Origin of the sequence: Nostoc sp. DedQUE12b (assembly GCF_034530835.1) — a bacterium.
Classification (GTDB): domain Bacteria; phylum Cyanobacteriota; class Cyanobacteriia; order Cyanobacteriales; family Nostocaceae; genus Nostoc.
The window spans coordinates 22,611-35,254 of sequence record NZ_JAVRCI010000072.1 but is presented as its reverse complement, the minus strand read 5'-3'; the positions used below and the strand labels follow the sequence as shown (position 1 = coordinate 35,254).

At 40.7% G+C, this 12,644-nt stretch carries 10 protein-coding genes and 1 pseudogene; 8 read left to right on the top strand and 3 right to left on the bottom strand.

The features are described from left to right. From RMY16_RS26100 to RMY16_RS26080, 5 genes and pseudogenes are all read left to right on the top strand, one after another. On the top strand, nt 1–232 hold a 232-nt coding region (locus tag RMY16_RS26100; RefSeq protein ID WP_416211707.1), incomplete at its 5' end, for a class I SAM-dependent methyltransferase. A 39-nt stretch (nt 233–271) separates the two neighbouring features. Beyond that, nucleotides 272–631 (top strand): annotated as a pseudogene (locus RMY16_RS26095) (SAM-dependent methyltransferase); the annotation flags it as partial. Nucleotides 632–869: 238 nt separating this feature from the next. Further along, nucleotides 870–1,322: an Hsp20/alpha crystallin family protein gene (locus RMY16_RS26090; RefSeq protein WP_322738792.1), complete on the top strand. Its 453-nt coding sequence runs from the start codon at nt 870–872 to the stop codon at nt 1,320–1,322. A gap of 731 nt (nt 1,323–2,053) precedes the next feature. Then, nucleotides 2,054–3,955 carry an ABC transporter ATP-binding protein gene (locus RMY16_RS26085; protein ID WP_322738791.1) on the top strand — a complete coding sequence of 634 codons (1,902 nt, stop codon included), beginning with the start codon at nt 2,054–2,056 and terminating at the stop codon, nt 3,953–3,955. A gap of 31 nt (nt 3,956–3,986) precedes the next feature. Next, nucleotides 3,987–5,294, top strand: coding sequence for a recombinase family protein (locus RMY16_RS26080; protein ID WP_322738790.1), 1,308 nt, complete (start codon nt 3,987–3,989; stop codon nt 5,292–5,294). A gap of 13 nt (nt 5,295–5,307) precedes the next feature. Here RMY16_RS26080 and RMY16_RS26075 read toward each other — a convergent pair whose 3' ends face one another. Next, the gene (locus RMY16_RS26075; RefSeq protein WP_322738789.1) at nt 5,308–6,477 is read right to left on the bottom strand and encodes a hypothetical protein; all 1,170 of its coding nucleotides are present in this window, start codon (nt 6,475–6,477) and stop codon (nt 5,308–5,310) included. Nucleotides 6,478–7,214: 737 nt separating this feature from the next. On the opposite strand from RMY16_RS26075, the gene RMY16_RS26070 reads away from it, so the two are divergent. Continuing rightward, on the top strand, nt 7,215–8,834 hold the full coding sequence (locus tag RMY16_RS26070; protein ID WP_322738788.1) for a glycosyltransferase family 39 protein: 1,620 nt from the start codon (nt 7,215–7,217) through the stop codon (nt 8,832–8,834). A gap of 448 nt (nt 8,835–9,282) precedes the next feature. Here RMY16_RS26070 and RMY16_RS26065 read toward each other — a convergent pair whose 3' ends face one another. Beyond that, entirely contained in the window at nt 9,283–9,669 is a 387-nt protein-coding gene (locus tag RMY16_RS26065) for a hypothetical protein (protein ID WP_322664630.1), read from the bottom strand. A gap of 169 nt (nt 9,670–9,838) precedes the next feature. Between RMY16_RS26065 and RMY16_RS26060 the strand changes: the two genes are divergently transcribed. Together RMY16_RS26060 and RMY16_RS26055 are read left to right on the top strand one after the other, a co-directional pair. Then, nucleotides 9,839–9,967, top strand: a complete 129-nt coding sequence (locus RMY16_RS26060; RefSeq protein ID WP_322664632.1) for a hypothetical protein — start codon at nt 9,839–9,841, stop codon at nt 9,965–9,967. A gap of 179 nt (nt 9,968–10,146) precedes the next feature. Further along, nucleotides 10,147–12,051 (top strand): chloride channel protein, encoded by a 1,905-nt coding sequence (locus RMY16_RS26055; protein WP_322738787.1) that lies wholly within the window; start codon nt 10,147–10,149, stop codon nt 12,049–12,051. Between the two features lie 152 nt (nt 12,052–12,203). Here RMY16_RS26055 and RMY16_RS26050 read toward each other — a convergent pair whose 3' ends face one another. Then, complete coding sequence (locus RMY16_RS26050; RefSeq protein WP_104909531.1) at nt 12,204–12,617, bottom strand: AbrB family transcriptional regulator; 414 nt, start codon at nt 12,615–12,617, stop codon at nt 12,204–12,206. Between the last annotated feature and the right edge of the window lie 27 nt (nt 12,618–12,644).

The window sequence follows — 12,644 nt, the reverse complement described above, 5'->3', positions numbered from 1 at the left end:
TGTCGTTATTTTCAGCTTACTACCTGCTCCTTTCCTTATCCCGAACTCAGGTTATCTACAAGATTGGTTGACGAATCATCAACCGTTCGCTTCTGGGCAAAAGGCGCTAGTGATTGGTTGCGGCTTGGGAGATGATGCCGAAGCTTTAGCTCATCTGGGATTTGAAGTAACCGCCTTTGATATTTCACCAACAGCGATGTCTGACGACAAGCTGCTTCGCATCTACGCTTGATGTCAAGAGCGATTTCCAGATTCGACTGTCAACTATGTAGTTGCAGATTTATTAGCAATTCCCTCACAATGGCATCAAGCTTTTGATTTTGTTTTTGAATGTCGTAATATTCAAGCTTTGCCGTTGAATGTGCGTTATTGGGTTATTTCTTCAGTTACCTCCTTTGTTGCTCCTGGTGGCACACTTTTGCTGATTACTCGTGTTCGAGATACAGAAGTTGAACCCTCTGGCCCACCTTGGCCATTATCAGACTCAGAATTAGCACAGTTTGAAAATGTGGGATTACAGCAAGTAGAAAAACTCGTATTTTTAGAATCTGAGCTTGATGTTAAGCAAGTGCGGATTGAATATCAAAGGCATAATTATTTGACAGATTTAAATTCTACAGCCAAAACCTAATTTATTACTACGTATGAATTTTACAGATTCTCAAAGTGATTATTCTGGTTTACCGAACCGAGGAATTCGCGTAAACCGCAATCTTTTTTTAGGTCTAATTAAGTGCGGTAATCATCATTTAATGAGGTGATGATTACCGAATTTACAGGAGTTGGAACCATACTTATTATGAATACATAAGCACAAAATCAAGTGCAAAAACGATTAAACAATAGCTGAATTTTTCCGAGAAAGAGTTATGGTACTAGTTCGTTACAACCCCTGGCAAGAATTGAACGCTTTAGAACGTCACATCAACGGCTTATTTGGAGATACCAGAGTACCATCTGCACGGCTTGAAAAAAGCTTTATCAGAGTTCCGGCTGCTGAACTGCACGAAACCGATGATGCGATTCATCTCAAGCTAGAGCTGCCAGGACTGGAAGCTAAAGACTTAGATATTCAAGTCACCCAAGACGCTGTTCACATTAGCGGTGAGCGCAAGTCTGAAACTAAAACCCAAGACAAGGGTATTACCAAGAGTGAATTTTACTATGGCAAGTTCCAACGTGTAATTCCTCTATCTGCTAGGGTTCAAAATACCAATGTCACCGCAGATTATAAAGACGGTATCTTGAATTTGACACTACCTAAGTCTGAGGAAGAAAAGAACAAAGTTGTCAAGGTTAATCTAGAACAACCTGCTGCATAAATGCGAAACTTCTCACCTCCAATAGATTGAGATAGCTAAAAGCCCAGTTAGAGATGACTGGGCTTTTTTGTATGCAATCTTCTACTTTAAGGGGAATGGCACTAAGTTAAGATACAGCCCTTGCCCTGACTGGTTCCCAGCCTGGAGGCTGGGAACCCATTCTGGGAGGCTCTGCCTCCTCTTTCTTGACGAGAGGCAGAGCCTCTCTGAATACATTCCCAGTCTTAAGACTGGGAACGAGACTAAACAAGCCTTTGGGCTTTTCTTAGTGCCATTCCACTTTAAGGGGCTGTGACGCTTCTGCGGACGCTCGCCGACTCGGTGTCGCTCTCTTGGTAGAGTAAATGGCGGGTATTATCCCGTGCAGCTCTGTGTTAAATAGACCTAGACCTCTTGCAAAAATATATTTTTGCCCTCTTAGGGAAAAGGGTAAAGGTTAAAGGGAAAGAATTTTGAGTTTCTTTACCCTTTTCCCCTTCACCTTTACCCCGACAAATGCCAAGAAGTTTAATCTAGATGTGCGATTTTCACCGCTTCCAACTTCCGATATTCTTAGCTTTCGCTTTTGCTCATGTGCAGGTAGTCATAACATTTCATGGATTGCCATCAGATTTTCCTTTTTCCAGTTGGCATGGTTCCTGTTTTGTCATCTTTAAAGCTAAGTAAATCCGTTGAATTGAGATCACAACGTCTGTCTGGGAATTTTGCTATTATTTGCTACTTTAAAATATATGCAAATAATTGAAATTTCTCCATTTCAAGCATTTCGCCGGAGTGTAGCAACAGTAATACAGGTAGTTCCAAAGGAGCTACGTTATGTAACAATACTGACATTAGTGGGTGGTGCAGGCCCAGCGATCGCCATTTGGCTCAACAAAACGATCATTGATGAAATTACTCGCTTATTGAGTACAGGGACAACGCAGAATGCCATCGCCCTCATACTTTCGCAACCGTTGCTAGTGTCCAGTATTGTAGGTTCGCTGCTAGTAAATTTGGTTAGTGATGCGATCGCTAATATTAATGCCTTTGTATATAGTTCTTTGCGCGATCGCATTCTCGGCTTTGTCCAAGGACAAGTGATTGAAAAGGTTGCCACTTTTGAAGATATTGCGCTGTTTGAAACACCCGATTTGCTCAATTTGGTGCAGTTGACCGAAAAGGGAGTGCAAAGACTTCCAGAGCTTTGTCTTAGGCTGGTGACGATGTTAGAGGGAATTTTTATTTTCATTCCAGCCATACTGCTTTCGGTGTCCTTGGCTTGGTGGATACCGCTAATTTTGTTTAGCTGCGTTACCCCCGTCATGTATGTGCAGGTAAAATACCGTAAGCAAGCTTGGGGAGTAGAAAGAACCCAAGCAAGTGTTCTTCGGGAAATGAACTTATATAAAACGGTTTTAACTGGGGAAACATACGCCAAAGAAATACGCTTGTTTAGCTTGCAACCCTTACTACTAGAACGCTGGCACGGACTTTACCGTACCATTTTTAGAGCAATGGAACAAATCCGCCGTCGAGGGACAACAGCGGTTATTGGCTGGTCTTTATTGAGTGGGTTCGGCTTGGCGTTGCCATACATATACGTAATCCAGGGAGTGCTAGGTGGAACCCATACATTAGGAGATTTGGCACTTTACACTGGGGTAATTTTGGAAGTGCGGCGGAGTTTGGATAATCTGATGTCTGGCGGGTCAGAGTTATATAATATTGCACTGGCAACTACGCCGATTTTCCAGCTTTTGGAGTTAGAGCCGCAGTTGTCCGGTTCTCATGCAGAGTTGCAATCAAAATCAGTAACAAAGGTATGGGGAGAAGTCAGAGAATCGACTGCTAACAATCGGCATTTTCAAAGAAATGAGAACGACCGTCGATCGCAAACAGGTATTGACATCAAAAATCTATCTTTTACCTATCCCAATAGCAATCAGCCAATTCTAAAAAACATCAACCTGACGATTCACCCCAACGAGATGATTGTATTGGTGGGTGAAAATGGTGCTGGCAAGACTACATTAGCAAAGTTATTATGTCGCCTCTACGATCCTAGCCAAGGTGCGATCATTTGGAATGGCCAAGATTTGCGATCGCTCCTATTAGAAGATTTGCGATCGCGGGTTGATGTAGTGATGCAAGATTATGCTCATTTTCCAACTACCGTGCGGGAGAATGTTGCTTTTGGCGATTTACTTAAAATAAAGCATGACGACGCAATTATGAAAGCGATCGCTGAGGCTGGTTTGACAAAAGTAATTTCAAATCTCGATCGAGGTTTGGAAACTCTCTTAGGCAAACAGCTAGAAGGTGGTATCGATCTATCAGGAGGACAATGGCAAAGATTAGCGATCGCTCGTGCTTTGCTGCGACTCTCTCCAGCCGAACTAGTCATCTTTGACGAACCGACAGCAAACCTCGATCCGAAAACAGAACATGAGATTTACAATATTTTGCGTAACCTGGCGAAGGGGAGAATAGCCGTTGTAGTCAGCCATCGCCTCGCTTTGGCAAAACTAGCAGATCGAGTAGTAGTACTAGAACACGGTCAAATTATCGAAGTAGGCACTCATGACGAACTTATGGCACTAGGCGGACAGTATCACTTGATGTTTTGTCGTCAAGCTAGTAGTTATAACTAATACCATTTCTTTGTGGGGCTGCGCTAAACCTTTGAAAATAATTGCTTACTCTTACACCGATCCACTATTAGAATCTTCTCCCGATCAAGCCGATTGGGGATGGGAGGTGGATCGGGTTTATGAAGATTTGGGCAAGCCAGACTCTTCTTTGCGATCGCAATTACAACAATTATTTACCGATTGCCAAACTGAACCAGCAGATTATCTCCTGATTCGTCGGTTGGAAGAATTGGGAGATACTGTAGAGGAAATTAGCGATCGCCTCAATCAACTCGAAGTCATGGGAATCGCAGTAATCGCCACTGAACAGCCCTACACTTCCGAAAATTACCCTCTGGGCGCTGACTTGCTGAATTTACTACACGCAATCCAACGTCAGCAACGTAGCCGTCGCATCCGCCAAGGACACGCCCGTAATCGTCTTGAGGTTGCACCGCCACCTGGCAAAGTTCCCTACGGCTATCGCAGAGGTAAGGGAAAATATACCATTGACCGCAGTACTTCACCAGTTGTCAAAGATTTTTTTGAACACTTTTTACTTTATGGTTCCCTGCGGGGTTCAGTACGCTACTTGGCGAAAAAATACGGTAAGAAAATCTCTGTCACCACAGGAAGACGCTGGCTGACTAATCCAGTCTATCGCGGCAATACAGCTTACCAAAATGGTGAAATTATCTCCAATACTCATATTCCAATAATTTCTAAGGAAGAAGCAGCCCAAGTTGACCGACTTTTGCGCCGTAACAGCCGTTTACCATCTCGAACTGCTAGCGCACCGCGTTCTCTCGCTGGGTTGGTTGTCTGTGCTGAGTGTCAGTCACATTTCACAGTTACCCGTGTTACCCAACGCAACCAAGATAAAGAGTATCTTTATTTACGTTCTACTAGCTGTCCCCAAAGCCCCAAGTGTAAGGCTATTCCTTACCAACAGGTGTTGGAACATACCATTGAAACGGTTTGCCGTGATTTACCTCTGGCGGTAGCAGGAATGAATTTTCCTCAGTTGGATGCATTCAAGAATAGTTTAGGACAAGCGATCGCTCGTCAGCAAGAAATACTTGCTCAGTTACCCGCTTTAATTGAAACTGGAATTTTAGATGCCGAAACAGCAAAATTAAGGGCTTACAAACTCCGCACAGAAATTTCTGCACTCGAAGCAAAGTTGGCAATTCTCCCTCCAGTTAACTTGCGTTCTGTTGCTCAAGCTGTTTCCATACCACAATTTTGGTTAGATTTGTCGGAAACAGAACGAAGATTTTACTTTCGAGAATTTATTAGGCAAATTGACATCACTCTTCAGAATAAAGAATTAAAACTCCAAGTTATTTTTATTTTTTGATTTAATTTAAACACTATTTCTGAGACGGTTGATCCTTAGTATAGGTAACAGGTTTTGGCCCTGCATTCCGTACATTAATAACTTTATTCAGGATATCAAACCAAAAAGGCGCACCCATAGCAATAGCAAAACCACTCACTATCCAACCGCAAATTAATTTAAAAACCTGTGAAATTCTGATGTAAATTCTATTCGATTCCGTCGTATCTAATAACTCAAACTGTTGATTAATATTTTGCCATCCAATGGGTATAGAAGCATTTCCTAATAGCTTTTCAATCTCCTTTCTGGCTTCTGGATCTTTAATATAATCGATTCGTTGACTTGCACTTTGAGTAATGGTAGAGCGGATAACCGAATCCTGCGACAGTCTTTTAACCAAGTGAAATGTATCAGTATTGGTTAAAAAGGCAACTAATATTCCAATTAAAATAGCAACTCCTTTGGCATTTCGCTTATAAACACCGCTTGCTCGATCCATCGAGCGATCAAACCATGTTTCTACTTCATTTTTAAATTGATTTACTTCCTCTGTGAGATCGCCAATCTTGATCCTGCTACGTTGAGCAATTACACTAAGGCTTTTAATTAAACTATTAGGGACTTCATCAGGTAACTCATTATTAACAAAATCTATAAATTTTTGGTCAATCTCTCCATAAATTTCTTGAATTTTTGCGTAACTTGCACTATTTGGATTATTAATGCCTTTTTTAAGTTCTTTATAAGAGGCTAATATCATCTGCAAATTGGTTTTTGTCTCTTCACTAGGATGTTTAACATGATTAATTAGCTCAGGAATTTTTAAGGTATCTAATAAAGTAATTGAAAATGTTTCCGAAGGAAGATAGGAAGGGCCGCTTTGTTTTTCTAGTACTATTTTATCAGGTTTTTTAGTAATTTCTTGGAAATGCTTTTCTAATTTACCCTTGGCTTGTTGATTCAATGTATTAATCAAAGGATCGTTATAAAGTTTTTGTACCAAATGGATTGCATTAATAATATCTGACTTTTCACTTTCACTACCACCTGATAAAAGTAATTCAATTGAAGTTCTTAAATGTTTTGCTCTCCATTGTAATAATGTGGCAATTAATTCCTGAATTTCCGAAGCTAGCAAGCTCAAAATCAAGTAAATAAAAACCAAGCCAAGAGTAATATCTACAACTACAGGTAAATTCATTGACAATCTCCAATAATTTTTAGTTATTTATTGTTATCGAAAGTGCTTCAAAAATTGTATATCATAGATATCTTAATTCAAAAATTGCTTAATTAAAATTAAAAAAGCAAAATTAGCTATTTGAACAGGTTTATTAATAACTAGTTTCTATTAATAATTATTGAATTTAATTGAAGTAAGTAGACATAATTAAATATAAAATAAACTCCTAATTTTTAGTGAGCAATTTATCGCTCATAGCAAAGATTATCAAGAATAAACTCCTTATTACAAACTTTAAATTGATTTATGCATAGATACTTGTTAAAAAATGAATAATTATGTTTTGTCGTAAAACTACTATTCAAAAATTTATCTATCAAATTTATGAAATATTCAGTATAGAATTTAATTAGTGTAGCAATCGGTTACAAAATTTATGGACTTAGCCAGATAAAAATAAATAGATAAATTTTAAACTAAGCGGCACGTTCAAAAGAAAATACAAGTTTATTTACGGACTATCTAACAGGTAATAAATAATTTATCACTTGTATTATTTTTATCATTTGTTGGCTTAAATGTTATTTAAATAACCAATATATTTTTTTGAAAAATAGCGCTAATTAGAAAAATTTGAGTTAATCTTGGAAACTAGCAATTGTTAAAAACATACGTTGTTACTGGGTGACAACATTGGAGATTCGCTAGATGTCTCTATGTAATCAAACCAGCAAGTAAAATGATTACCAGAGAATATGCAAGAAGGAAGCTTTATTTGGAGTCATCTGGAAAAACAGCATCGCACGGTTGGCAAATGGATTGATTGGGTATGGCTAATAGTATTGCTGTTGGCAGCAGTATTACTGTTTAGCATCAATCTGGGAGGGTTGCCGCTGCGAGATTGGGATGAAGGTACTGTGGCACAGGTTGCTCGTGAAATTTGGCACGCCCCAGCAGGTTCAATGCGTTGGCTTTACCCAACGTTAGGAGGCGAACCATATCACAACAAGCCGCCTTTGATGCATTTGCTAATAGCTTGGGCTTATTCTCTAGGAGGTGAAAATGAGTTGACAACGCGCCTACCTGGAGCAATTTTAACAGCAACATCTGTACCTTTACTGTATTGCATTGCTCAAGAGATATTTCGCCAACGTTGGGCTGCTATTTATAGCGCCTTAATTTACCTAACAATGCTACCCGTGGTACGTCATGGGCGGTTAGCAATGTTAGATGGGGCGATGGTAAGTTTTTTGATGGTGATGATGTTGTGCGTGTTACGATCGCGCCGAGATTTACGTTATTGTCTTGGTGTTGGCATTAGCTTTGGGTTTATTTGTTTAACTCAAGGACTGCTAGGTGTATTACTCGGTGCGATCGCCATCGTATTTATGTTTTGGGATACACCACGACTGCTCACTTGTTACTATCTCTGGATCGCAATCTTAATTGGCATTCTACCTGTAGCTGCTTGGTATGGTGCCCAACTAATTCACTATGGTTATACTTTTGCCCAAATTGCTATTGCCAACCCATCACTAGGCCGAATTGGCTCAGTTGTAGAAGGGAATTCTAAACCGCCTTGGTACTATGTGATTGAACTTCTCAAATACACATGGCCGTGGTTATTATTCTTACCACAAACTGTCCGCTTAACCTGGGAAAATCGCAACCTTAGCTGGGCAAAACTAGTAATGGCGTGGAGTGGAGTTTATCTGCTGATAATTTCCTTCATGATTACCAAAGTTCCCTGGTATCTATTCCCGATTTACCCTAGTTTAGCTTTAGCTTTTGGTATCCAATTATCAGAAACGGAAAATTCGCCTTTACTCTCATCTTATCCCCGTGCTTGGGTTGCTGGTTTGGCAATACTTGCTGTGGCTGCTTCTGCTGGTAGTATTTATTTCAGTTCGGGTACAACACCAAAAACAGATTTACAACTGATTTTTGCCGCAGTAGCTTTAACTATGTCCTTAGCAGCTATTTTGGCAGAACGAGGCGACGGACAATTTCTGAAGATTTTGTTTTGGGGAAGTTATATTTCGCTGCTACTGTTAATGAAATCTAACTACTGGGTTTGGGAATTATCTGAAGCCTATCCAGTTAAACCAGTCGCCGCCATGATTGTGCGGGCAAATCCAGCGACGAGGAAGATTTACACATCTTTTCCTTACCATCGTCCCTCGTTGGATTATTATAGCGATCGCACCATCATTCCCGCTTCTGTTGGTGAACTGGAATATTATTGGCACTACAACGGCCAACCCTACTTTCTGCTTAATGTATCTGATTTCAACAATCTTCAACTAGAGTCGATGAAGCTAATTGACCAAGCTGAAGGTTGGAAGTTAGTCACAAAAAATACTAATCGGCTGTAAATATGGGGCATTGGGCATGGTTATTTTCCTTGTCCCCTTGTCCCCTTGTCAGGAAAAAATCAGATCGTTGCCCAAAAGGTAATGATAATCGTGTAGTGTAGCGATCGCCTTTTTCCCAAAAGTATAAAAAACCTGCGATTTATACCAATTGGAAAAAAGAATGCGACAAATAGACCATTTGTAGAGACGCGATTCACCGCGTCTTTACCCAAGGATCTATTGCAATCATTAGATAAGCATAAATAAACAACAGTTTGTAGTTAGCACTTTAGTGCTGAAAATACTTACCTTGGGTACTAAAGTACTTACCTAATTAGCGATCGCTCTTTAAACGGACATAATATAAAACCGCGTCCTATTTAGGGTAATAAGACACGGTTTATCAGAGTATTTTGTTATAATATTACAAAAATCAAAGTAGAATTTGATTTATACAAAAGTAATCCATTTACTGAGATTTGTTTCCTGGTTCATTAACTTTCTCTGTTGTGGGAATAATTTGGCGATCGTAACTTGTCTTTTCTTGGGTCAAAGCGATCGCACTAAAGAAAATGGCACTACCTACAGCCAATGCTACCATCGGACGCTTGAGTAGGACAAAATCTCTGATAATCCTCGCTAAAGGTCGGCTTTGACGACGTAGCGACGAAGACATCATCAATTGTCTCCAAGTAAACGGATCGCGGACATAATGACCACTTTGGCAAACTACTAGCCTTTCCTGGCAATAGGGACAGCAAAACAAGCCCATGCGCGTTTTAACTGGTTTTGGCGTGGCATTTCTTTGGCAAATTGGGCAAGTAACATAATGATTATCAAAAGTGTGTATATTCATTTACCTCATCCGCCTAGTCCATTTACTCGCTCTATAACAAATAGCTATATTGAATTGGGATCAATGTACGATCTGATATCAAGCATCAATCATACATACATTCTATTACTACCAAGGATGGCTCAATAGTCGCAACACGAGTATAGCTAGATTTAAACAAGGATGACTCATGGTTAATGTTTACGGGTGCGTCCACCCAGCCGAAAAAACTTTGTTGTCTCTAGAAAAAATAGTGTTGGTGCCCACTCGCACCCCACTAGCCGCAGCTACGCCCAACTTAGGCATCGCTGACCCTTAAATAATAATTGTCTCTCATTTAACCATTCTCCCCACACAAATTTTGCACAATGACATTTTTAGCTAAAGCTTTGTAAGTTAAGCAAATAAAGTCTACTTGTCCGGTTGCTAAATAATGGCTCACAATGATAAATAACAGATAAAAATTTAAATTTTTTCTTACATTTACCCCGCCTCTCAATGACTCTCTTGCCTCCCACTCAACTGAGGAAGGTAACGGAACAACCTGCCTTTCCTACACCTTCCGCTCGTTTAGCTCACCTAATTAATCGTTTTCAACCATCCCCAGAAACAGTGGTGCTGTTTTTAGCCATGCTCATTGGCGGTGGTACTGGTATGGGTGTAGTCACCTTTCACTATTTAATCCAGTTGGTTCACCAGCTGATGCTGGAAAATTTAATGGGTCAAATTGGCGGCTGGGGTGCATGGACTTTAGCCTGCGTTCCCACCCTTGGCGGATTAATTGTTGGCTTGATGCGCTGGCGCACTCAAGACTTTGGCCCTGGACTTTCATCTCTCATCGCCGCCTCTCAGGGAACAGAGATTAGGCGACCACTACGACCAGTTAGCAAAATGCTGGCCGCATCTGTTTCTTTAGGGAGCGGTGCTTCTTTGGGGCCAGAGGGGCCGAGTGTCGAAATTGGCGCAAATTTTGGGATGTTGTTCTCTGTAATTCTCAATGTATCTCAAGAACGACAACGTTTGCTATTGGGTGCTGGCGCGGCGGCGGGACTTGCTGCGGGATTTAATGCCCCCATCGCTGGAGTATTTTTTGCCCTAGAAGTAGTGATGGGAGCGACATCTTTCGCTACTTCTGCTGTGAGTGTGGTGCTACTAGCAGCGGTGGTAGCAGCATTAATTGCCCAAATTGGTTTGGGGGCACAACCTGCTTTTGATTTACCTGTTTACCAAGTACGCAGTCCTTTGGAATTACCTCTTTACCTTGGCTTGGGTTTAGGGGCCAGCCTCGTTTCTCTGGCTTATACTCAATCAATTCGGGGAGCAAAAGCTTGCTTTGCTGGGAAGGTTCCAGGTTTTGCCTTTTTGGGACGAATTCCTGAGCCGATTCATCCAATTATTGGCGGTGTAATCATTGGCGCTGTTGCTTTGCAGTTTCCGCAAATTCTGGGTGTAGGTTATGAAACTGTAGAAGCAATGCTTCAAGATGTGGAGTTTCCACTCTACTTATTGGTGGTATTGTTGGTGGTGAAATTATTAATGACCGCAATTAGTGCAGGTAGTGGTTTCATCGGTGGTTTGTTCGCACCAGCCATGTTTTTAGGTGCTTCTTTTGGATCGGCTTACGCCAAAATGTTGGGTGTAGCATTCCCGACAATTTGCGATCAAATGGCGGCTCCGCCAGCTTACGCAATGGTGGGAATGGCAGCAGTACTGGCTGCTAGTGTGAGAGCGCCGTTAACAGCTATTTTAATGCTGTTTGAATTAACCCGCGACTATCGGATTGTTTTACCATTGATGGCAGCTGTGGGTTTGAGTGTTTGGTTAGTAGAAAGGATTAAACCAACTTTTAACTCTAACTCTAATCTACAACAAATCGGTCTTTCGGAATTGAAAGATGAACAAGCGGAAATTGTGCAGCAAATTTTGGTAGAAGATGCAATGTATCCCTGTCCCAAAAAGTTACCTGCAACTTTGGGAGTATTAGATGCAGCTGTGGAAATGACCCGCGATCGCGTTCGTAGTGCTTTAGTATTTGATGAAGCAGAGCAATTAGTTGGTATACTTTCTTTGGAAGATATTAACCGTGCCCTTGCTATTTGGCAAACATACCCAAATTCCCTAACTGAAATTCCCGATAATTTATCCAGTCAAACCCTCATAGACATTTGTACTACTGAAATTCTCTATGCATGGCAAGATGAACTTTTATCTGAGGCTTTAGATCGGATGAGTCTTCGAGGTTTACATCAATTACCAGTAGTAGCAAGAGATAAACCCGATCGCATTTTGGGTTTATTAGAAAAAGAACAAATTGCATTAACCTGTAATTTAGCAGTTACGCGCAAGGCACTTCGCCACTATTTACCAGTCTTACCTACTACAGATATAGTCATTAGTCATTAGTCATTGGTCATTGGTCATTGGTCATTGGTCATTGGTCATTATTTTTCACAAAGGACACTTGACTAATGACTGTTTATAGTCATTGTTTTTCACAAAGGACAAATGACAAAGGACACAAGACAACGGAGAATTGACTAATGACCATTTATTTATTAAGCCGTGGCTTCTATGGCTTCATCATCTTCGCGATCTTCTGGATCTACCTGTCTCAGACGAATGTGCTTTTTGCCTAAAGTGATCAGAAACTCATCTCCTGGTTTAAGATTCATCTGTTTTGTATAAGCTGAACCTATCAGTAAGTTACCATTCGATTGCACACTAATTCTATAGCTAGCACTACGTCCACCACGACCATTAGCACTGGGTGTACTGTCTAACTGAATGCCTTCAGCATCAATTAGGGCATTTAAGAACTTCATCATATTGACGCGCTCTATACCATTTTTGGTAACGGTATAGTAGCCACACTTTTTGGCTTTGTCTTCTTTGCTCTCGTTCTCTAGCTCTTTGACTTTTTTGAGCAGTTCTTCGCCGAGTAGGGGTTCTATTTTTTTCTGTTTAGGCATCAACTTAGGTCGAAAATGAATGTTTGA